General features: G+C 26.2%; 20 protein-coding genes and 1 tRNA gene. 3 read left to right on the plus strand and 18 right to left on the minus strand.

The features are described from left to right. Window positions 1-3: 3 nt before the first annotated feature. The 4 genes from neuC to rfbG all read right to left on the minus strand — a co-directional run bounded on the left by neuC (window position 4) and on the right by rfbG (window position 4,231). Window positions 4-1,170 carry a UDP-N-acetylglucosamine 2-epimerase gene (gene neuC / locus HA140_RS06970; RefSeq protein ID WP_209040409.1) on the minus strand — a complete coding sequence of 389 codons (1,167 nt, stop codon included), beginning with the start codon at window positions 1,168-1,170 and terminating at the stop codon, window positions 4-6. After that, window positions 1,167-2,198, minus strand: a complete 1,032-nt coding sequence (locus HA140_RS06975; protein WP_209040410.1) for an N-acetylneuraminate synthase family protein — start codon at window positions 2,196-2,198, stop codon at window positions 1,167-1,169. The genes neuC and HA140_RS06975 overlap by 4 nt, the downstream gene beginning before the upstream one ends. A gap of 316 nt (window positions 2,199-2,514) precedes the next feature. Further along, window positions 2,515-3,102 carry a dTDP-4-dehydrorhamnose 3,5-epimerase family protein gene (locus HA140_RS06980; RefSeq protein ID WP_209040411.1) on the minus strand — a complete coding sequence of 196 codons (588 nt, stop codon included), beginning with the start codon at window positions 3,100-3,102 and terminating at the stop codon, window positions 2,515-2,517. 10 nt (window positions 3,103-3,112) lie between these two features. Beyond that, entirely contained in the window at window positions 3,113-4,231 is a 1,119-nt protein-coding gene (gene rfbG, locus HA140_RS06985) for a CDP-glucose 4,6-dehydratase (RefSeq protein WP_209040412.1), read from the minus strand. Between the two features lie 428 nt (window positions 4,232-4,659). Between rfbG and HA140_RS06990 the strand changes: the two genes are divergently transcribed. Then, window positions 4,660-5,511, plus strand: coding sequence for a hypothetical protein (locus HA140_RS06990; RefSeq protein WP_209040413.1), 852 nt, complete (start codon window positions 4,660-4,662; stop codon window positions 5,509-5,511). A 91-nt stretch (window positions 5,512-5,602) separates the two neighbouring features. Here the strand turns inward: HA140_RS06990 and HA140_RS06995 are convergent, their stop codons facing one another. The 5 genes from HA140_RS06995 to HA140_RS07015 form a co-directional block, all read right to left on the minus strand. Continuing rightward, window positions 5,603-6,472: a PIG-L family deacetylase gene (locus HA140_RS06995; protein ID WP_209040414.1), complete on the minus strand. Its 870-nt coding sequence runs from the start codon at window positions 6,470-6,472 to the stop codon at window positions 5,603-5,605. A 24-nt stretch (window positions 6,473-6,496) separates the two neighbouring features. Further along, window positions 6,497-7,084, minus strand: coding sequence for a class I SAM-dependent methyltransferase (locus HA140_RS07000; protein ID WP_209040415.1), 588 nt, complete (start codon window positions 7,082-7,084; stop codon window positions 6,497-6,499). 298 nt (window positions 7,085-7,382) lie between these two features. Further along, the gene (locus HA140_RS07005; protein ID WP_209040416.1) at window positions 7,383-8,315 is read right to left on the minus strand and encodes a glycosyltransferase family 2 protein; all 933 of its coding nucleotides are present in this window, start codon (window positions 8,313-8,315) and stop codon (window positions 7,383-7,385) included. 11 nt (window positions 8,316-8,326) lie between these two features. Next, window positions 8,327-9,268, minus strand: a complete 942-nt coding sequence (locus HA140_RS07010) for an NAD-dependent epimerase/dehydratase family protein (RefSeq protein ID WP_209040417.1) — start codon at window positions 9,266-9,268, stop codon at window positions 8,327-8,329. Window positions 9,269-9,336: 68 nt separating this feature from the next. Beyond that, window positions 9,337-10,425: a glycosyltransferase gene (locus HA140_RS07015; RefSeq protein ID WP_209040418.1), complete on the minus strand. Its 1,089-nt coding sequence runs from the start codon at window positions 10,423-10,425 to the stop codon at window positions 9,337-9,339. Between the two features lie 156 nt (window positions 10,426-10,581). Between HA140_RS07015 and HA140_RS07020 the strand changes: the two genes are divergently transcribed. Both HA140_RS07020 and HA140_RS07025 read left to right on the plus strand, forming a co-directional pair. After that, window positions 10,582-11,469, plus strand: a complete 888-nt coding sequence (locus tag HA140_RS07020; RefSeq protein ID WP_209040419.1) for a glycosyltransferase family A protein — start codon at window positions 10,582-10,584, stop codon at window positions 11,467-11,469. Window positions 11,470-11,590: 121 nt separating this feature from the next. Next, window positions 11,591-12,733 carry a glycosyltransferase gene (locus HA140_RS07025; protein ID WP_209040420.1) on the plus strand — a complete coding sequence of 381 codons (1,143 nt, stop codon included), beginning with the start codon at window positions 11,591-11,593 and terminating at the stop codon, window positions 12,731-12,733. A 250-nt stretch (window positions 12,734-12,983) separates the two neighbouring features. Here the strand turns inward: HA140_RS07025 and HA140_RS07030 are convergent, their stop codons facing one another. The 9 genes from HA140_RS07030 to HA140_RS07070 all read right to left on the minus strand — a co-directional run bounded on the left by HA140_RS07030 (window position 12,984) and on the right by HA140_RS07070 (window position 22,112). Beyond that, on the minus strand, window positions 12,984-13,832 hold the full coding sequence (locus HA140_RS07030; protein WP_209040421.1) for a hypothetical protein: 849 nt from the start codon (window positions 13,830-13,832) through the stop codon (window positions 12,984-12,986). Window positions 13,833-13,981: 149 nt separating this feature from the next. Beyond that, on the minus strand, window positions 13,982-14,869 hold the full coding sequence (locus HA140_RS07035) for a hypothetical protein (RefSeq protein ID WP_209040422.1): 888 nt from the start codon (window positions 14,867-14,869) through the stop codon (window positions 13,982-13,984). Between the two features lie 18 nt (window positions 14,870-14,887). Then, a complete protein-coding gene (locus tag HA140_RS07040) occupies window positions 14,888-16,498 on the minus strand; it encodes an ATP-binding cassette domain-containing protein (RefSeq protein WP_209040423.1) in 1,611 nt (536 codons plus the stop codon). A 97-nt stretch (window positions 16,499-16,595) separates the two neighbouring features. Further along, window positions 16,596-17,720 carry a non-hydrolyzing UDP-N-acetylglucosamine 2-epimerase gene (wecB, locus tag HA140_RS07045; RefSeq protein WP_209040424.1) on the minus strand — a complete coding sequence of 375 codons (1,125 nt, stop codon included), beginning with the start codon at window positions 17,718-17,720 and terminating at the stop codon, window positions 16,596-16,598. 25 nt (window positions 17,721-17,745) lie between these two features. After that, complete coding sequence (locus HA140_RS09480) at window positions 17,746-18,804, minus strand: glycosyltransferase (protein ID WP_209040425.1); 1,059 nt, start codon at window positions 18,802-18,804, stop codon at window positions 17,746-17,748. Next, window positions 18,805-19,911 (minus strand): NAD-dependent epimerase/dehydratase family protein, encoded by a 1,107-nt coding sequence (locus tag HA140_RS07055; RefSeq protein WP_209040426.1) that lies wholly within the window; start codon window positions 19,909-19,911, stop codon window positions 18,805-18,807. It abuts the gene before it with no gap. 215 nt (window positions 19,912-20,126) lie between these two features. Next, window positions 20,127-21,104 (minus strand): polysaccharide deacetylase family protein, encoded by a 978-nt coding sequence (locus tag HA140_RS07060; protein WP_209040427.1) that lies wholly within the window; start codon window positions 21,102-21,104, stop codon window positions 20,127-20,129. Continuing rightward, a complete protein-coding gene (locus tag HA140_RS07065; RefSeq protein ID WP_209040428.1) occupies window positions 21,105-21,926 on the minus strand; it encodes a class I SAM-dependent methyltransferase in 822 nt (273 codons plus the stop codon). A 113-nt stretch (window positions 21,927-22,039) separates the two neighbouring features. After that, a tRNA-Ala gene (locus HA140_RS07070) sits at window positions 22,040-22,112 on the minus strand. Window positions 22,113-22,129 lie beyond the last annotated feature (17 nt).

Here is a 22,129-nt window from a genome sequence, read left to right on the forward strand (position 1 = left end):
AAACTATTCTTTTATGTAATGTATTTTTTTCTGTATGGTAGTTTTACAAGTAGCTAAATAATTTGCAATCTTTTTACCAGATTTTCCGTCCCCTACAATAGTAGATTTTTTATATTTCCCATGTTTTATCTGATAATTTATAGCTTCATATATATTATTACTATCATGATTTACATCAATTACATTATCACTTTTTTCTCTTCCTTCTTGTCTTGAACCAATATTTACACAAGGTGTTCCTAAGAAAGCACACTCTCTAAGTCCTGATGAAGAATTTCCAACAATACATTTCGCATTTGCCAATAAACATATATAATCCTCAGGTGAAAAATTTCTATAAAATCTCATATTTATAGTATTATTTTTCTCTCTGAATGATCTTATCCCTTTAGAGACATCATCTGAACCCGCATCAACATTTGGCCAAAGCCAAATAATTTGCATTCCCTTCTGGGCATGCTTAAAAGCAGCACTTAAAGTGTGATTAATTTGAGCAAATCCCTCTCCGTATTCTGTAGTAATTGGATGTTGTAGTACTACTATAAAGTCCTTATCTGGGTCAATCTCTTCACCAACTCCCCCATATTTTTTAAAAATTTCAGGGTCTAATTTCAGATCAGATTCTGCGACCAAGTCAATTGCTGGACAACCGGTTAAGTAAACTGAACTAGGATCTTCACCTAATCGTAAAATAAAATCTTTTGCTCTTTCCGTTGCCGGGAAATGAATATGAGCTAATTTTGTTATTGCATGTCTAACTGATTCATCAATAGAACCGGTTACTTCACCACCCTGAGTATGAGCAAGAGGAATATTCATATAACTTGATGCGATTGCAGTGGCAAGAGTTTCAAATCTATCAGCAACTGTCAATACAATATCGGGTTTTAAATTTTCAAAATGCGTAGCTAATTCAATAATCGCCAAACCAGTAGATTTAGCCATTGTTGTTGGATTTTCGCCTTCTATTATTGATGATACAGTTGCTAATTCTTTAAAACCATCTGCACGTATATTATTAATTGCCGAACCGAATCTTGTTAGTAGAGCTGATGAACCAACTATTAACTGTAATTCTAAGAGAGGATGTTTATCAATTTCTCTCATTACTGTTTTTATTCGACCATAGTTAGCTCTACTATGAACAGCTATACAAACCTTTCTTTTCATTCAATCTCTTCTAATTTTAAAAGTCTGTTTATTTTAACATTGGTTTTTAATTTCTTCCCTATGAGTTTATGAAGATCTTGAATTGGGACCCCAGAACCAGGTTTTTTTAGAGAAAGATCTTTTTCATTAATTATGTGACCTTTTTCAAAATCACCATTGTATGTAAGACTTTTACCAAAAAGTTTTTTTTGTTTATTAAGATCCTTAGCTATAAGATCTTTATTGATTGGATTTAATCTCATAATTTCTAAGTCTTTTGAAAAACTAACAATTGATTCTATTTCTTCTAAAGTTAAAGAGGATGATACATCTGGACCAAACATTCTTTTATCGAATGTGGCATGGACTTCAATAATGTTAAAACCATTTGCTAATGCTGCTAGAGAAGGAGATATTGATCCAGAATGGTCAGATAATCCGACCCTACAATTATATTTTTTTTTAAAATCATGCAGAATGTTTAGACCAACTTCTGCCAAATTAGTTGGATACTTACTTGTGCACTGCATCAAACAAAAATTACTTTTCTCTTTTTTTAGTAATTTTATTAATTGATCTATTTCAGCCCAACTACTCATCCCAGTACTTATTATCATAGGCATTTCTAATTTTAATAATGATCTAAAAATACCATTGATAGAAATGTCACCAGAACCTATCTTCCAACCTTCTACCCCAATATCTTTTAGTAATTTTACTGCCGCTAAAGAAAAAGGTGTACTTAAAAATAATATTTTTTTTTCATCAGCATGTTTTTTTAATTCTAACCATTCTTTCTTAGTAAACTCCATTCTTTTCCAATATTCATATCTACTTTTATCTTGATATGAGAAATTTACTCTAAATTCATCATCAAATGATGACTCTTCTGCTGCTATATGAGTTTGAAACTTAATTGCGTTTACCCCTGCATCTGCACACGCATCAATATATGCATGAGCCATACCAAGAGATCCATCATGGTTTTGACCAATCTCTGCAATTATTAACGATTTAGATTCTATAGATAAGATTTCGTCTAATTTCATTGCAAAAATTCAATCACCCTCTAAATTAAAACATAATATCACCTAAGGTAATCTAGAAATTATAAAACTACTAAAAAATGTAGGTTAGTAATTACTGATTATGATATTTTTATAAAAGAATATTATTATGGTCAATCATTTATAACGCTCAAATTCATAAAATATAGATGGTAAAAATTAACGAAAATTAGAATATTTTTATTGATCTTGATTACTTCAAAATAGAAATAAGTTTTACCAATTCCCTACAAAGGATTAAGAAAAAACTGCTTAATTTCAGAACATTTTGAAAATCTTATATTAAGCAAGATTTTACTTATTCTTGAGTATTGAAATCAAATAACTCAATACCTTTAAAATTTCTATCTTTGATAAATTTTCTTTTTTTATCATTTTCGGATAGTAATGAACATGGTAAGGGCCAATTTATATTTATTGCAGGATCAAATGGATTAATTCCATTATCATGTTCAGGAGAAAATTTTTCAGTTACGAAATAAATTATTTCAGTATCATTTTCCAATGTTTGAAAACCATGAGCAAAACCTTCAGGTATGACAAGAAATTTTTTATTTTCTGGTGTAAGTATTTGCGAAAAATATTTTAAATAAGTTTCTGAACCTTTTCTTAAGTCTATTGCTACATCAAATAAAGAACCATTACAACAAGAAACAATTTTTGTCTCGGCGTATGGATAAAGCTGAAAATGACACCCCCTAACAGTACCTTTTAATTTTGATAAAGACCGATTAATTTGAGAAATATTTTTTTTTAAATTGAAATTTTCTTTAAATTCATCAATACAGAATACTCTTTCAAAATATCCTCTTTCATCTTTTTTTGATATTATTTCTCCTTGCAACAAATCGTTGATAGGAGTCTTATTTATTAAGAAATTTTTCACAGAGATTTAACTAAAAATTTTCATTATTATACTCCCTTATATTTTCTGAACATTTAATAAAAGGGCTAGCCCCTTTATTGACTTCAAAGTACCAATCAGATGTTTTTTTTATAGTTTTTTGAAAGTCCCACTTTGCACGCCAGCCTAAATATTTAATTGCTTTGTCACTTATCAGATTCAGTGTATTTGCTTCATGGTATTCAGAAATGCCAGTATCAATTTCGTAACTTCCATCCCAAAAAATTAAAAATTCCTTAACTAAATCTTCAACTGTTTTAGAGGAACTAATATTTGGTCCAAAATTAAAAGAACTTGCATAGAGTTGTTTGTCTTCTTTTTTATTAAATTGACATTCATGTAATTTTTTAGCTAAACATAAATATCCATATAATGGATCTAAAACATGTTGCCAAGGTCTTATTGATTTAGGATTTCTTATGAGAATATTTTTTTGTAATGATAATGATCTAACAATATCTGGTACCAGTCTATCTTTAGCCCAATCTCCTCCTCCAATAACGTTGCCTGCTCTTGCAGTTGCTATTAACAGGTTTGAATTTTGATAATTATGATTACCACAAAAACTTTCTCTATAACTAGAAATTGCAATTTCCATAGCTGCCTTACTTGCACTATATGGATCGAGACCGCCTAGTTCATCATTTTCTCTATAACCATAAAACCACTCTTTATTTTTATAAACCTTATCAGTAGTTATAAAAACAGCAGAACATTTATTATTAAGACTTTTCAAACACTCTAATAAATTTAAACTACCCATGACATTTGTATTCCAAGTTTTCAAAGGATCCTTATAACTATTTAGTACTAAGGGCTCTGCTGCCAAATGAAAAACAATTTCAGGATTTACATTTTCTACAAATTTTTTTAGAGAATTAAAATTATTTATATCTCCCTCATTATGATTTAAATTTCCTGACAAATTTTTTAAATTTTGATTATTCTCAAGAAAAAGATCTTTAAAAAATTTTTGTTCATTATTTAATTCTAATGAATATCCATTTACTTCTGCTCCAAGCATTAATAACCACAAAGTTAACCAGCTGCCCTTAAATCCTGTATGACCAGTAATCAAAACATTTTTTTTTTGCCAGAAATTGTTATTCATTAAATTTATTAATTTTAAGGTAGAAATTTTTATCAAATCATTACAAATAAGATTTTCAAAAAATTAAATACTTTAGATAAATATTAAATATATAGATATAAAGATAACACAAACTCAAGTAGATGAATTTTAATCTGAAATTTCTTAAAATGTAAATTTTTAAATCTAAATATTTATAAATTTATTTTTCTAATTTTTTAAATATTAGACATATAAATTTAAAGAAAGAAATTTTGTAGATTTACTCATATTTAATTGTGAAATTGATCTGAGTTTCTTTTTTTAAACTATTTAATTATAATTATAATGATTTAACATAAATCATAGATTCATATAATAAATGATATTTTTGGATAATTTCTTTATAATATGAAAATTGAAACCTGAAGATTATAATCTGTTTTAAAGAGTATCTTAAAATAAATTGTATGAACTCTAAATTGAAGAATAATTTAAATAAAGATTTATTAGTTGCATGTGTTTTTGGGGTTAAATTTTCCAAATTATATCCAGCACTAGATAACTATAGATGTGTTTTATTTTCTAACAATATAAAATTAAAAAAAGAGGCTCTGAAAAAAGGTTGGGAATTTGAATTTGTTGATAAATTTGAATTATCGAAAGACCATCTTTTATCGTCTCTTCAATCGAAATATATTAAATTTCTTCAATTTCTAGATGATTATCCAGCTTATAAAAAATACAGATCTATTACTTATATAGACCATACTATTAAAATTACAAAAGAAGAATCTAAAAGGTTAAAAGCTTTGTTTAATAAAAATAAAAGAATTTTTATGATTAGTTCGCGAAAGGGACATCTTGCAACTGAAACCCTAGATAAAGCATCTAAAAGTCATCAACGTTATAGAAACTCTTATAAACAAACTAAAGATTGGATCAATTATCAATTAAGTCACAAAAATATTCCTAGTCCACCTCAAGAATATGCTACAGGTTTCATAATGTATAAAGACTTTAAAAAGTTAATACCATTTCTAAAAAATGTTTATGAAACTTTATGGCATTTACGTCAGCCACATTGTCAAACAATTTGGTCTGTTTTAGTACAATGGCATTTAGACGATCTTCAATATATTTATTGGAATGATACAAGCATAAAAAAAAGAACTCCTTTACCATTAGATCAAGATATAAAAAGGTTTATAAGAGAAAATTTAAGATCAATATTAAAACCTTTCTTAGAATTTTTTGGAATAGATTATGAAAAATTCAGAAAAGAATATGTTCTGAAGTTATTTGGCGCAGGTATTCGTTAAAAGTAATAAATTATAATTTTTTTTAAACTAACAAAATTATTTTTGGATTGACTATAAAAATCACAAAAATTTCTTAATAATATTAATATAATTATTTTTTAATACAAAATAATTTTGATAAAAATATGACTAAGGAATTAAGACTATAAATCATTTTTATTTTTATTATGTGAAAGATGATTTTTTTAGAGTATATCCTTACTAATTTACTAGTAAAATAACCTTTTTTAAAAATCCCTAAATTTTCTGGGAAAATATAATTTGCATAGATATCTAAATTACAAAATTTTTTTTGATTTATTTCAAAAGGAGAAATTTCAAAAAATATATCGTAATTGTTTAAATTATAATTTTTATCCCACGTCCAACAATTATATTTAATATAAATTTTTTTTATTGTTTGATATATGGATTTATTTACTGGAAATTTCAGAGAAGATTTTACTGAGGTTAGTTTAGATTTCATATAATCATAATTTTTACCTGAAAAACTACCAAATATAAATATCTTATAATTGTAAATTTCGGCTAGATTTTTTATAACATTAAAAACTTGAATATGATCAACATTGCCATATTCCCCCCACGGAGAATGAGTGTATATAGTGTCTATATTTAAAATATGAGTAACCAGGGATTTTTTTATTTCAAGAAAACTTTTCTTATACTCGTCTTGATTTTTTTTACCTTTAATTCCATAGATAGTCTCATATTTTTTTTCATAATTTACTTTCTGATTATTTATTGAAGCCTCATCAATATTTAGAAAGTGGACATTTTTTAAAGGATATTCTAATTGTAATCTAGATCTAGATGATGAAAGTTTTTCATTCGAAGCAAGGTCATTAAAACAAATAATTATTTTTTCTGCATTTTCTAAAATTGAACTTGCCCACAATATTTCATCATCTGGATGAGCGACTACAACCGCATACTTCTTACCAATTAGAGAATTAGTCACAAATAAGTTACTTAAAGACTAAAATTAAATTTTTTTTAAAAAAATAAAAGTATGTTTATTTATATTATCAACCATCATTCTTGACTTATTTAGCATCTCATTATTAGGAATAAATTCAGAAAATTTATCATAAAAATTATTTTTTGGCATATCAAACAGTAGCAACTCGGAAGTATCATTAAAGCCTAATATTAATATACCATTTTCATTTAAAATTGAATAAATTTCATTTAAAACTTTTTTAAATTGACTTAACTTATCTACTCCAAAACCAATCAATCCATTAGCAATAACTACATCAAATTTGAATTTATATATTTTTGAAAGTCTTTCTGCAGAATCAGTAATATGTTTTCCCTTATTGCCATATCTCCTTTTATTTGGATTTATATCGATAGTATAAACATCAAATAATAATTGATCGTAATAATGTTTTGTGTAAATATCAACCCCAATAAAAAGTAATTTTCTAGAAGAATTTAGATAATCAAAAATAAATTTCTCAAGAAAAAATCTATCCTTGGTTTTCTTTGGGAACCTAAATCCAAATATAACTAAAAATTCTTGTATATATCTTTTAATTTTTCTGAATTTTTTTTGAAAATTAATCACAGAATTTTTTTTTTCATTTTTATATTACCTTAATTAAGGTTTAATTTATAGATAAATGTAATCTATGAATAATTAAAAAAAAAATTAAGTAAAGCAAAAACTTTATTTTCTAGAAATTCTATAGTAAAAATTTTTTCTTAATTTGCAATTATAAATAAATATTTATTTTTGGTCCTTATGATAAAAAAAGTAAAAAATATAAAATTTTTCAAATTAAGATTTTCAAAATATTACAGTAGACTTAAATAATAAATTAATTTTAGAAATTTTTTTATTAGATTATTTTTTTTGTTAGTAATCAATCTCTAGTTAAATTTTTTGCCTTAAAAATGTATATTATTAATTCTCTGAAAAAACCAATTAACGATGCAGAGATGATAAAAGGTAGCAATAAGAAATTGAAGCTTATTGCTTTAAAAATGTAAAGAAAATGAACATTAATCCTTCTAAGTAAAGTTCTTAATTTGTCTTTGATACCTCGAGATAGAGCATTCTTATAAAATTTTGATGTATAGTTGTGGCAAATCCAAGTCGCATTATTACTGAAACTTATTCTCCCTAAAAGAATAATATCAAAAAGTATTAAATAACAAAAGTTCGAAATTATTGATCGATTGGGAGGGAAATAACCTGTAAATCGACATTGTCTTAATTTATCAATACGATGTAATCCATAAAAAGCACTATCATCATCAGCAAAGATAACAAAATATAACAAACGAAGAATAATATTTTTCATATCTGGACGGACTTGTTTCCTAAAAAAACCCTCATTTGGATTGAGCATATCCTTCCACCTTCCCATAGCAGTAACGGTACTTAGATCAGAATCTAATAATTGAACTAGCTCTTGAAGATAATTTGGAGAAATCTCATCGTCATCAGAAAGCCACATAAAGTATTCTGTATTGGCAACCGATAAAACAAACTTGAAATTATTAAGAGATCCAATATTTTTCTCCTGAGAGATAAGAAAGACTTCAGGAAGATGATGCGAATAATCTTTTATAGCTTGATGAGTATTTTTATCAAATCCAGCGTTATCAGATACAACTAAGACAAAATTACGATAAGTCTGAGAAGCTACAGAAGCCAATGCACGTCTTATAAGATGAGGACGGGCAAAAGTTGGCATTCCAATAGTAACCCGGGGAGTTACATCTTCATTTTTTTTATAAAAAGATATTTGGTCTTTTGCTATAGGGAGTTGAGTGTTCCAATTTAAATCCATTCTTGAGAATTCTAATACTTATTTATAAGATTAAAAATTACTTTTTCCATATGATTAACAGATTTTATTTTTTGGAAAATAGGTTTAAAAGAATTTGAGCTTACAATGAATTCATTTGAATAATTTGGCATATTTGAGAGAATTTTTAACTCTATAGGTTTATCTTTATTATTATTCCAAATTTTGTAAACTAATCTAGCAATATCTAATATTGTTGGATGCCAAGCAGAAACAACATTTATTACATTAAATCCTTTTGGGAATTGATCTAATATCCTTTCTGTAAATTGAGAAACTTCATATAAAGAAACAAAGTTTCTACGTTGCAAACCTGATGAACGTATTGTTAGAGAACCTTTATTTAATGCCTCAGAAATAAAACACATGGGCACTAGCGTCGAACGAGAAACTGTAGATACGCATGGGACACCGTACACATTAGATGGTCGAAGAACCACAATATCTATTCCATGAAGCTTAGCGGCTAATCTACAGATTTCTTCACCAAGATAATGATTTAGTCCATAGGTGCTCTCACAGTTTATTGGAGATAACTCATTAACAACTCCTGTAAGTTCAGTACCGTAAACTTGAAGAGTTGAAAGAAAGATAATACGTTTTATACCATAACGAATAGCCTCTTCTATTAAACGAAATGTCCCGAAAACTGCAAGGGGCATCCCTCCATCAGCTTCACGAGACTGAATATCATTTGGAGTTGCGCAGTGAATAAGAGTTTTAACTCCATAAAACACTTCATTCTTTGATTCTATATCTTTTATTACATCAAAACGAGTAACAGGTAGGCCAAATTCATTAGTCAATTTATCTATAGACCGCCTCGAGGTTGGTCTAACCAACCTTCCTGACTCAACTAGACTTCTTACAATTGAGCTTCCAATAAAACCTGAAGATCCAGTTACGAGAATATGATCATTATTAATATTATTCATTTTAAGAAATTAATAAAGAAATAAGCAACATTCATATAAATAAAATCAATGATAATATTAAAAAATTTTCATAATACATTATCCCATAATTTAAATACTCTTAGATCTGAGTAATTACTTATAATTGTTTTTCTTGCTTCAGTTCCCACTTTTTCTAATATTATCCTTTCTTTATTCAAGTTAATAAGAACATCAATAATTTGTCGTGGATCTAATTTAGTAAGAAGTATTCCATTTTTATTATTTGTTATTATTTCGCCAGAAGTATAATAACTACTTACAACACATTTACCACAAGCCATACCTTCTAGAACAACATTAGACATTCCTTCATATCTAGAAGTATGCAAAATAATATCTGACTTAAGAATAGTTTGAATAGGTTCCGAACTCTTTTTTTTTAAAGATACCCAATTTCTTAGGGATAAATTATTTATTGAATCTTTCACATAATCATATAAATTACCACTACCTACTATTTCAACTAGAAATGGCAAATTTTTATATTCTTCAGATATTATTTTTAATACCTCTATCAAAATATCAAGTCCCTTTTGATATTCGAGCCTACCTATGAATAATAATTTTAATGGCTTACTATAATTAAAAAATAAAGGGTAATTAATAAGTTCTAAATCCACAGAATTTGGGATAATATTAATTTTATTTTTGGGTACGTATTTCTGAAATATCTTTGCAATTTCATTAGATTGAACTACTAATCTTGACAAATTTCTATAAAGCATAAAGCGAGCAAATCTCCAATGTATGGATAAATTTACTTTTTCTGGGTTTATCCTTTCGGAGGCGACATGTAGAATCCCTAAATTTAAGGAAGAAATAATAGTTAAAATTATAGGGACAGTAAGAAAGGAAATATATTTAGATTCCTTATTTGCATAAATATATTTCCTTAACTGTATAATTAACCAAAATGGATTTAATATTTTAGAGATAAAATTTTCAGAATTAAATCTATTAAGTTCTGTAATTCTTGTTTTTCTAGGAATATTGAACCTTTTAAAAACTTTTGCTTTACTAAGTAATACTATATTAGTTTTATAACCTTTTTTTTCATAATATCTTATTAATTTTATAATAACTTTTTCTGTACCACCACAACCTAGATTTTCGCCAACTATTGTTATTGATTTCATTTTTTTATTAATAATAAATCTTATAAAAAATTCAATTCTTATATTATAACGTTAAGTAAGATTACCTTTATATAAGATTTTTTTCTAGTTCTTATTAAATGTATACGATATAGTCAAAATTATAAATCTCAAACAGTAAATAACTTAAATAAAAAAATGCTCTTTAGTATAATAACTCCAACCTACAATAGATCACATCTTCTCAAAAGAGTATATCTTTCCCTTGTTCCACAAAAAAGTTATATCAAAGAGTGGATCATAATAGATGATGGATCGGAAGATAATACTAAATATTTAATTGATGAATTCAAAAAAGAAAAATTATTTCCAATAATATATCAGTATCATACTAATAAAGGCATGGTTCATTCGATAAACCTAGCTTTAAAATATATTACGTCAGATTACTTTTTTAAATTAGATTCAGATGATTTTTTATTAAAAGATTCTTTAAAGGAAATAGATGAATCAATATCAATTATCAGATCAATATATTCTATTAATGAGGTCTATGCCTTTTCATTACTTTCACAGTCAATAACCAATAAAAGCCTAAATAACTATCAAAAACTAATTAAAAAAGGAAAAAGGATCTCTAAAAATATCTATTTAGCAGATTATATTTCAGCAAGATTCTCGAACTGGATTTCAGGAGATCTTCTTGATATTTTTCCCGCCAAACCAATAATCGATCACTTCAGATATCCAATTTTTACTGATGAAAACTATGCCCCTTCAGCATTTATAAGTTATTTCCTCGCAGATTATTTTAAATCAAAAGTTGCGTTCATTATAAATCCAGTTTTAGTAAAAAATTATCAGTTAGATGGAATAACAAAAACTCGCCATAAAAATAAAAAACATACTTCTTATGGTTCACCCAAAACATATTTATTAGCTAATCTATGGCTTCTAAATTTTTCAAGAAATAATTTTTATAATCATTTACTTATTCTTAAAGAAGTTACTAAGTTATCAATTATTGTAATAATAAAAAGTATTTTAAAACTTTTATTTTTAGCAACAAGAAGAATTAAAAGATGAATAAAATTTTAATTAGAAGTTTTTTTATATATTTAAATGTTCATAAGTATTAGTTTTAGAATTAATTAATTTGATATATTCATAATTGATGATGCTAAAGTAAACTAAAATTATTATAAATATGAGACATAAGGTATGCATACTTTATATCAATTGGAAGAATCCAGGTGGAGTTGAAAAATACGCAAATACTTTAAAAAAAATTCTCAGTAATAAATATGATATTAATTTAATAAAAATTGAAATTCACAATATAAATAAGAGCAATTTATTTTTAATTAACTGGTTTTACAAAATAAAATATTTTATAAAACTCCAAGAAAAACTTAAAACTTATAATTTAGTAATAAGTTTCAGTCAGTTGCCTGCCTTAGTTTCAGTTTTTTCATCTAAAAAACATATATTTTTCATGAGTGGTTCTTCCTTTAATTATAGAGAATCTAATATAATTTCCAAATTTTATTGGGCATATTTTTTACAACCAATAATTTTCTTAAAAACCTCAGCAATTGTTCCTGCTGCTCCACACTTAATACCTAAGCAAATAAAGAGATCTTATTTAGCTAAAAAAATTTATTATATAAACGGCTTAATTGATTTAAAAGAATTAATAAATAAATTCTCAAGTGAATCGAATCTTAATCTGAAGCTAAAGAAAATTGGTAAATATATTTGTTTAAGTTCAGCTATTTTGAAACATAAAGGAATAATTGAATTTATTAATATATTTAATTCATATATAAAATTTTATAATCCAAAAATTAAATTAATTATTCTTGGGAATGGACCAATTTTGAATGATTGCAAATTGATCTGTAATAAACTTTCCATATCATGGTCAACTAATTTACAAGATAGGAAAAATAAAAACACTAGTATTTTTTTTCTTGGTTATAAAAAAAATCCTTTAGAGTACATAAAAAATTCTAAAGCATTTGTTTTCCCTTCATTTGATGAAGGATTATCCAATCAATTATTAGAAGCTATCCTCTGTAATGTGCCTATTATCGCAACAAATTGTCCTGGGAATAAGTTCATAGTTGACACTATTAAAAAAATTGACTCTAAAAATAAGCCACCTATAAAATTATTACCGCCTCTAAGTTCAGAAAGTAGCCATAAGAAGTGGTTGCAGGTAATTGATAATTTTATTAATGGAAATATTATTTTTAAAAACAAACCAAGATATAAGATTATTTATAAATTTTCGTTAGAGGAAAATAGTAAAAAATGGATAAATTTAACAGAAGGTCTTTTAAAATAGTAAATACCTTTTTGAAAGGTTAATTTTCCTAAAATAGTGACTTCTAGAGATCAATATTTAGATGTTAAATTGAATTTAAAATAAAACAATAATAATTATTTCTAAATTTTAACAAGCTAGAAAATTTTTTTATTTCCAAGAATTCTGATAAAAGATTTGAATATAATTTTTTAAATAATAAAAGAAGCTCATAAGAAATTAAATAGAACTTGATAATTATCTTTTCGAAAGATGAATTTTTAAATATTAATTAATTACTTTCTGAAAATATAACAGAGGATTTTTTTCCAATTGAATTATATTTATTCAATTTTTTATCTAACTCATTTTTATTTGAAGCAAAAGAAGTGAAATTTATTTGAAACATTAATCTATTTGAACCTGGGACTCCTTTATGCAACATATTACCAGCATCAAAAATAAATGTTGAACCTATTTCACCATATAATTTAACTGTTCCTTTTTCTTTCTCCTCATTTTTTGCATAAGACATAAATTTTTTTTGCATTCTTAATTTATAAAATTCAGCTTGGGGTCTAAAATTTTTATTTGTTTTAGGTATTAATTCAGTACAAGTGGAATTATAATTTGTTTTGTTTAGAAGCATAGTAAATCCTAATTGATGCATTCCAAAGTCGATGTGATAGTAATTAGAAGGATGTTTTTTATATTTAAGATCTTTAATATCAGACAATAGCATTGGTCCATTTCTTATCCAAAATCTAGAGTGTCCAAGATAACACTCTATTAACCATTCTAATTTTTCCCAATATTTTTTTTTCTGTAAAATCTTTGAATTAGAATTAATTCTCCTTTCTTCAATACCATATAAATTTGAATTTATTTTTATCTCATCACTAAAAGTCATATAAGGGAATTCCGATTTTGAAAGCATTTTAAACTTTTTAAGATCATTTATTTTTGTAAGTAATTTATATTCAGATTCAGAAAGTAAAGATGGTAATTTCACATATCCATTATCTCTCAGATTCAAATAAGCTTGAAGCCATTCTTCGCTAGGTGGATTTTTAATTAATTTCCTTTTTAAAATAGGTGCGAGTATAAATCTCAGATGAAAATAAATCTTTATGGCAAGCAAAAATAGATACCTTATTAAAAAAATCAATATGCGTATAAATTTAAACATCTTATTCTATAGATTCTTGTTTTTTTAAATCAATTTTAATTGAAATCAAAAAAAAATAAAAAAATTTAATGGTTAATTATTTAATTGTAAAAATAAATATGTTATTTGGAAAGCCATAATTTATGAGCATCTTTTACGGTTAAAAAATTAGCTCCATTATCTTTTAGTTTATACAAAAATTCAAATGCCTTTGACCTGCTATATATATCCCATCTTTCTAAAATATTGCCCACATTAATATCAAATAAATCGTAATTGAAATGGGTATAAGGAAAAAAATATGAATTATTTGAGGCTCTGGAAATTTGATTAGATAGCATAGAAGCTTTATGCCTTTTAAATCTATTTAATCCGTCTTTTATATAAAAAAAATCTTCTAAAAGATAATTTTCTTTATTTTGATCAAGATAGTCATGCTCAGCCCAAACAGCCTTAATATTTTCTCTTAATATATCAAGAATATAATAATCACTAGAAATATTCTTTCCTTCAAATGCTAATGTTTCTTTTTTACACATCCCATCAATATGATGATTTTTTAAGCCCCCATGTTCAACATAAGTGTATGGCATTTCACCTGTATATTCCCTAAATAATTTTAAACCTTTTTCGAATATTATTCTTTTATTAGATATTTGGGAAAAACCATGATAAGCAATTTCCAATCCATACTTATCTCGCATATTCAATAAGAATTCTCTAAATTCCTTATTATCTAATGCAGTAGTTTCATTTTTATAACAATGCTTGGCTAAGGGACTTTTATCATCCTCTAAACATAAAAAAGTAGCTACCGTTATCTTAATCCCATTAGAACAAAGAGGTTGGATAATTGATTTATGTCTTTTTAATGTTGCATGATCACAATCACTGGTTAAAACAATATTTAAATTATTAACATCTAAATTTTTAATAAAGGAATCTATATTTTTATTATTTCTTATATATTGAAAACATTTTTTTAAATGAAATTTTAATTTACTTATCATTATATTTTTTAAATTAAATTAATTATTTCCATGATAATCTATGGCATAATCAAATAAATTTTTTAAATCTTGGTTATGAGATACTAATAATAAAGTCATGTTACTTTGACCTATAAGATATTTAAGTATTTGAAGTTCTGTCTCTTGATCTAATGCAGATGTCGCTTCATCGAGTAATAATAATTGCGGTTTAAATAAAATTGCTCTTGCTATAGCTATTCTTTGTTTTTCTCCACCACTCAAGGTAGAACCTTGCTCTCCTAAATTGCAACTTACAGATAGTAATCTTTTAATAACTTTATCGTTGAAATTAAGTTCTTTTAATAATTTTAATATTTTATTATCTGATATTTCTTGATTTGGGTGCACTAAATTACCTTTAATGGATGAATTAAATATTCCACAATTCTGAGGTAAATAAAATTTACTTTGATCCATAGTTTTAGGGATTTCTACATTTAAATTGGTCTGCAAACCAAATATATTTTCTAAAAGATTTGTTTTACCAGCTCCCGAAGGTCCATAAATCAAAACCTTATCTCTTCTATTAATTATTATATTATTGAAATTTGAATTATTTTCATTTGAGATTATCAGACTTTTCTTTAAAGAAATTCTTCTTTTTAATTTAATTTGTGAATTAAATTTTAAATAATCTTGCTTTAACTTAAAGTATAATTTGACGATCTTATCGTAACTTTTTTGAACAGATGCCAATTGATTTACAGAAGCGAAGTATTGTTGTGAAGCAGGTAACAATCTTTGTCCTGCAAAAGCAAAAATTAAAATTTGTGCAAAAAATTTAGAATCTAATTTTGAAGTATCAATAAATAAAAAAGATATTATTATTATTGCTAATGCCTCCAAACCATACTTTGGAATATATTGGAAAACATATTGTAGAGATCTATTTTGTCTCAGTTTTATATCAACATTTCTATGCATATTAGTAAAATAATTCTCTCTTTTTGTAGTCTTTACTTCTCTTATGCGTTCTATACTTTCTTTGATTAATCCATAAAGATTTTCCTCAAGATTAGTATTAATTTCACCCTTATCTGACGTAATTCTAGATAGCGGATATCCAACAATTAAATAATAAAAAGATAATACTATTACTGCATAAATAGTAATCTGGAAATTTTCTATAATTAATGTTATCCCTATTCCAATAAAAGCTATCGAATTTGAAATAATATTAGTAAAACAATCTAAAGCGTCATTTAACTTATCTAACTGGAGTGTCATATAGTTTATGATTGAAGAGGTTTTATTTTTAGTGAGATCTGCAGGATTTTGTAAAAGTATAAATTTATATATATCCTTACTAATTTGAGTAGTTAACAAAGCAATAAATTTTTTCTGATAAAAAATTGAATATATTCTCAAAAAACTTATTAATAAAACAAGACTACTAAATAAAAGAAAGAAATTAGTTGAAAGTTTATTTGCTTCTCCTGAAAAATCTAATTTATCTATTAGATATGCAAAGAAATTAACAATAAAAATATCAGAAAAGCCTGCACATAAAGCTGCGATAATTGCTCCAATTATTAATTTAGGAGATGCTTGCCAAGCAAAATAAAATCTATAGGAAATTTTATTCAATAGTGATATGAAAGTACTCATGAATTTTTACTTTTTACAGCTTCCTATTACTATTCTGATATATAAATAACTTATGCTCAAGCATGAAGAATTATTAGGGACAGAATTTTTCAATTTCTTAACTAAAGAAATATTTTTTAATATGTTCAAAAATCCTTTGACTTGCTTTACCATCCCCAAATGGATTTATCCGATTAGAGATTGATTGATATTTTTCTTTATTATTTAATAATTGATCAGCTTCTTCAACTATTGAAGATTTATTAGTTCCTATCAATTTAGCAACTCCAGCATTTATAGCTTCTAGCCTTTCAGTTGTATCTCTTAAAATTAAAACAGGTTTCCCAAAAGTGGGGGCCTCTTCTTGAATTCCACCAGAATCAGACATTATAAAATAACAATTTTTCATAATATGAATTAAGTCAGTATATTTAAGGGGGTTAAGCAATAACACTTTTTTATTATTTGAAAACTTTTTAATTATTGGATCACTTACTTTTTTATTAGGATGCATAATAATAATAAAAAAGCAGCTGGGGTTCTTCTCTAATATCTCTTCGAAACCTTGAATTATATTATTAAGGTTAATTCCCCAGTTTTCCCTTCTATGTATAGTCGATAATACAACTTTTTTATTATTAAAATCAATTTTTTCTAGCACTTCCGATTGTAAGCCTTTAGAGAATTTTAGTAGAGAATCTATAACTGTATTACCGGTAACAAAGATATTTCCATCTACATTTTCTTTTATTAAATTATCTTTTGAGATTTTTGTTGGTGCGAAATGCAAATTTGATATTTGACTAATTAATCTTCTATTTACTTCTTCAGGAAATGGATTATAAATATCATTTGTTCTTAAACCAGCTTCAATATGTCCTATTTTAATTTTTTTATAAAAAGCACTTAAAGCGGCTGAGAAAGCAGAATTAGTATCTCCTTGGACTATTACAAGATTTGGTCTGAAATTATCAAATTCTTTGGAAAGAGAATTAATTATTAAACTTGTTATTTCCGATAAAGAATTACCTTTATTCATAACTTTCAAGTTCTTATCATACTTAATACTAAATAAATTTAAAACATCTTTAACCAAATCTATATGTTGCCCCGTCAAAATAACTCTTGTGTAGAAATATTTGCAATCAATAAATTTCTCTATAACAGGAGCTAGCTTTATTGCCTCTGGTCTAGTACCAATTATAAAAGTAATTTTCTTGACTGAATTCTTATTCTTTAACATAAATAAAGTTAGAGTAGTTTCTAATTCATGAAATTATTTCATTTTTATTATTATAAAAATTATTATTTAATAGATTTAGCTTTTCTTCTAGTGAAGAGACTCTATTTTCATAAGTATGATTCTCAATTATAGTCCTCTTATTCCTAATTAATATTTCTTGAATGATATCTTTATCACTCAGAGCTATTTCTAAAGCTTCATAAAAACTCCTAGTATTTTTACCAAATAAAATGCAAGACTTCATATCTTTAATTAAAGTCTTACCAAAATAATTTAAACTCTCATCATCAGGAACTAAAGGAATTGACCCTAAAAGCATTAATTCAAAGAATCTAGTTCCAATAATTCCCATAGCAGAAGTGGTAGCCAAAAAAGTTCTACATTGTGATAAAAATTTAAAATATTTAAAACCAGATGGCAATCTTGATTGTCTGGTCAATAAATTTTTGGAACCCCATTCTGCCCAATAGATTTTATATTTCTTATCTAAATAAGAAATATTACCCCTGAAAAATTTCTTATTTTTAGGAATTATAAGTTCTTTTAATTTTCTTCTTTGATCCAGATATGAAGAATGAAGAGCACCTGTAAATGCAAAATCATATTTATAAATATTTTTTTTACTTAATAAAGTCTCAACCCTATCAATACTAACGGCAAATGGAAGGTGTATAAATTCAGTAAAGTCAAACCTTTCTTTAACATTTTCTAGAACACTAATTACTAAATTTATTCTATTCTTTTTAATATAAGAGACTTTCGATTCAAGTTGCTTATACTCTTTATTCAGAAAAAAAATTTTTGGGATTTCAATCTCTCTAAGATCAATAGCAGGTTCTGGATTAAATGAATCATCTGAATTCACTTCTGACCAAGAACTCATAATAAAAACAAAATCAATAGAACCAATTGATTTTGTTGCCAAACTAATAACTTGGTTTATTTCCATTTTCTTATCATAATTCGAGTAACCTTTACCCCAGAGGTAACAAGAGTGTCTTTTTTTTAAAGCATTTACCCAATCCTGATGGTAATATCCAGATAGATATTTTTCATAATTCTGAAGTAATAAAAGTAATTTCACTTAAATTCTCTTTCTTACAGCTGAATTCATTCCTGGTTTGAAATCGGCTAACTCTTCGATAAATTCCCAATTTTCATGATACCAACTGAAAGTCTCTTCAAGGCCTTTATTAAATTCAATTATTGGTTCATAATTAATTAAATCCTTAGCCTTTTTAATTGATGCTAATAATCTTGGCTTTGTATCCCATTTTCTTCTTGGCCTTTTAACAATTTTATAATCCTTTCCAAACGCCTTTCCAACCTTATTAATTAAATCCATAATTTTAACTTCTTTACCAGAAGCCAAATTAAAATTTTGTCCTATTGCTCTGGTCTCAAAACCTGCCTTAATAAGACCCTGACACAAATCATAAACATATGTAAAATCTCTTGTTTCTGAACCATCTCCAGTTAGGGGTATTTCAATAGATTTTTTCATCCAATACATAAAATTTGGAATTACATTGCGATATTGCCCTGGAACTTCACCTGGACCATATGAATTAAAGAATCTGCAATTTACTATTGGCAAATTAAAGTGGTGAAGATAATAGTTGCAGTACATTTCTCCTGCCATTTTATTTATTTGATAAGGTGTAGTTAAATGCATACTTATAAAATCTTCTTTCAAAGGTAGCTCTGGATAAGAACCATAAATCGCACATCCACTTGAAGCATAAATAAATCTTTTAACATTGCAAATTGTTGAATAATCTAAAATATTTATTAGTCCTTTAATATCTACATCAGCTGAATTTCCTGGATAATCAATACTGTTTTGGTTAGCAAAAAAAGCAGCCAAATGAAATACAATTTCAATTCTTTCTCTAAAGCATCTCTGTAAATCTATATTATTTCTTATATCACCCTGAACAAAAAGTATATTAGATGCGGGGTAAATATTCCAATTTGACTTTGTTCTATTTGCTGAAAGATTATCCAAAACAACTATCTTTCCATTTTCTCCTACTAATTGGCTTAAAAATATAATTAAATTACTCCCGATACCACCAGCTCCTCCTGTAACTAAGACTGTCTTACCATCATAAAAATCCTTAAAAGAATTTAATCCAGAATTGTTAATATAATTTACTATATTTTTTACTCTAGTTTGAAAATTTTGCATAACTTTTTGATGCCTATTTTAATATATCTTGTATTATTGTTTTTTAAATGCTTTATTAAATTTATAGAATCTTACATTTTGGAAGAATACTTTTAGCAAGGATCATTTTTCAATAAAAAGCTTATTCATTCCCTTAAATAAAATAGCCTAATTAAGTTATCGAATTTATTAAGAGAGGAATTTAATTTAATCTATACAACAGCTTATTGGACAATTTATCTTTGTAATATTTTATCCCAATAATGAAAAGCTCCGTAAGCGGAACCAAAAACATAATCTTTATTATCAAAATTCAACATTGGTGCTCTTCCTAAAGATAAAAGATCTGAGTTCTTTTCTATTATTTTGGAACTTGTTGTGAATGCATATTTTATTCCCTCTTCTTGAAGAATTTTTTTTACTTTTAAATTATATGATTGATTATGCCCAAAAGGATAAGCAAATAGATCATATTTGCCTTGCAAATCTTTTATGTATTGTTTAGATTTTTTAATCTCCCACTTAAGCCAGTTATCAGGAAGTTCGGCTAGTGAATTATGACTCATAGAGTGAGAAGCAATTGTTACTAAGGGATTTTTTGAAATTTCTTCGATTTCCTTCAAGGAAAGTAATTCTCTTGAGGCAGTAATGTTATTTTCTTTTTTTGGAGATCCTAGTTTCAATTCGTATTCGTACAACTCTTGGAAACTAGAATTTATTATTCGATCAAAAAATTTTGATTTTTCGTTTAATGTTAATCTTTCACTGCTTGGAAATAATTCACGATATCGGCATAAAATTCTGCTTTTTATGCCATCCTCTTCATTTTTATCTATACATAAACCTACAGGAACAAATAGGGTTATTGGTATTTGATATTTGATAAAATATTTTAAAGCATATTTGATTGATTTATCAGCATCGTCAATAGATATTAAAATCCCAGGCTTACTATTATTTGATTTTTTTTTAACAAAGGTTCTTAAAGCAAAATCAGTTTCTAATGGTTCGAAAAATTCTGAAAAGATTTTGAGTTGTTTATCCAATGCAGAGTAAGATACCTCTAATCCCAATTTAGGATAAATTATTGGATTATCGGTAAAATAATGATAATCAAGAGCTACTACTTTATTTTTTAAACTTTTCTTTTTGGAAAAAAAAATTCTATATGCCAGACTACTAAAAACATTTCTTAGTTTGAGATTGTCGATCATTTATTTTTTTCTCATAGCTAAAAGATTACTAGCACCTATAAACTTTAGTGGGGTTTTTTTTAGGAAATCTAGTTTATTATTTAAATCTCCAGGGATTACATTAAATATAAGATCTAAAGGTGATGGTAGAACTGTAAAGCCTTGATATTCTGAAAATAATAATTCAAAGCCATTTATATTTGCTCTTCTAATAAATAGTGCTGGGAAATGTTTTCTTGGGTTAAAATTCAATTTATTGACTGTAACTTTTTCCTTGAAAAATTCTTTTTTTATAAAATTAGCGATACTAACTATCTTGTTAGATTTTTTTAAATAGTGGCCAATTCTATTTAGACAAGTTGACCATCCAAAAAGATTAGTAATATTTAATATTAATATTCCGTCATCTTTCAATAATCTTTTCACTTCTTTGAGAAGTTTTTCATCACTTGGCATATATTCAATTAACCCAGAGGCAATAACACAATCAAACTCACCTGAATTTAATTTTGTCTTTTCACAATCTCCAACAAAAAATTGCCACTTATCTGAAAAATTTTTTTCCAATGATCTGTTTTTTGCAAGGTTTATCATTGCGGGCGATGAATCTATACCTATTCCAAAAAATCCAAATGATGAAAGGTCTTCTTCTAGAAGACCTGGCCCACATCCTAAGTTTAGAATTTTGCAAGAAGATGATTTAAAAAATTTCTTAACTAATTTCTCTATTGTTTTTTGTCTTTGCCACTTAGGGTGTCTAATTTGACTTAGGTAGTAATCTTCTGTATATTTTTGAGCATTTTTGTCAAAGTATTTTTCTGACATAGATTTAATATTACTCATAAAAATTAATAAGAAAAAACATAAATATAATTCTACCAAAAATAATTAATTTAAAATTTTTCGTTATGCATTAGATATAGTTTCATTCATAAATTATTTGATAGTAATTAGAATGGAGCCAAGCGGACTCGAACCGCTGGCCCCCTGCATGCCATGCAGGTGCTCTACCAGCTGAGCTATGGCCCCAAATCGTAGATCAATAG

Source organism: Prochlorococcus marinus CUG1417, from assembly GCF_017695975.1.
Lineage (GTDB): Bacteria > Cyanobacteriota > Cyanobacteriia > PCC-6307 > Cyanobiaceae > Prochlorococcus_A > Prochlorococcus_A marinus_AG.

Excerpts from the sequence above, each read along its gene's own strand:
- neuC (WP_209040409.1), bottom strand. The coding sequence starts at position 1,170 with ATGAAAAGAAAGGTTTGTATAGCTGTTCATAGTAGAGCTAACTATGGT.
- HA140_RS06975 (WP_209040410.1), bottom strand. The coding sequence starts at position 2,198 with ATGAAATTAGACGAAATCTTATCTATAGAATCTAAATCGTTAATAATT.
- rfbG (WP_209040412.1), bottom strand. The coding sequence starts at position 4,231 with ATGAATAACAATTTCTGGCAAAAAAAAAATGTTTTGATTACTGGTCAT.
- HA140_RS06990 (WP_209040413.1), top strand. The coding sequence starts at position 4,660 with ATGAACTCTAAATTGAAGAATAATTTAAATAAAGATTTATTAGTTGCA.
- HA140_RS07005 (WP_209040416.1), bottom strand. The coding sequence starts at position 8,315 with ATGGATTTAAATTGGAACACTCAACTCCCTATAGCAAAAGACCAAATA.
- HA140_RS07010 (WP_209040417.1), bottom strand. The coding sequence starts at position 9,268 with ATGAATAATATTAATAATGATCATATTCTCGTAACTGGATCTTCAGGT.
- HA140_RS07015 (WP_209040418.1), bottom strand. The coding sequence starts at position 10,425 with ATGAAATCAATAACAATAGTTGGCGAAAATCTAGGTTGTGGTGGTACA.
- HA140_RS07020 (WP_209040419.1), top strand. The coding sequence starts at position 10,582 with ATGCTCTTTAGTATAATAACTCCAACCTACAATAGATCACATCTTCTC.
- HA140_RS07025 (WP_209040420.1), top strand. The coding sequence starts at position 11,591 with ATGAGACATAAGGTATGCATACTTTATATCAATTGGAAGAATCCAGGT.
- HA140_RS07035 (WP_209040422.1), bottom strand. The coding sequence starts at position 14,869 with ATGATAAGTAAATTAAAATTTCATTTAAAAAAATGTTTTCAATATATA.
- HA140_RS07040 (WP_209040423.1), bottom strand. The coding sequence starts at position 16,498 with ATGAGTACTTTCATATCACTATTGAATAAAATTTCCTATAGATTTTAT.
- wecB (WP_209040424.1), bottom strand. The coding sequence starts at position 17,720 with ATGTTAAAGAATAAGAATTCAGTCAAGAAAATTACTTTTATAATTGGT.
- HA140_RS07055 (WP_209040426.1), bottom strand. The coding sequence starts at position 19,911 with ATGCAAAATTTTCAAACTAGAGTAAAAAATATAGTAAATTATATTAAC.
- HA140_RS07060 (WP_209040427.1), bottom strand. The coding sequence starts at position 21,104 with ATGATCGACAATCTCAAACTAAGAAATGTTTTTAGTAGTCTGGCATAT.
- HA140_RS07065 (WP_209040428.1), bottom strand. The coding sequence starts at position 21,926 with ATGAGTAATATTAAATCTATGTCAGAAAAATACTTTGACAAAAATGCT.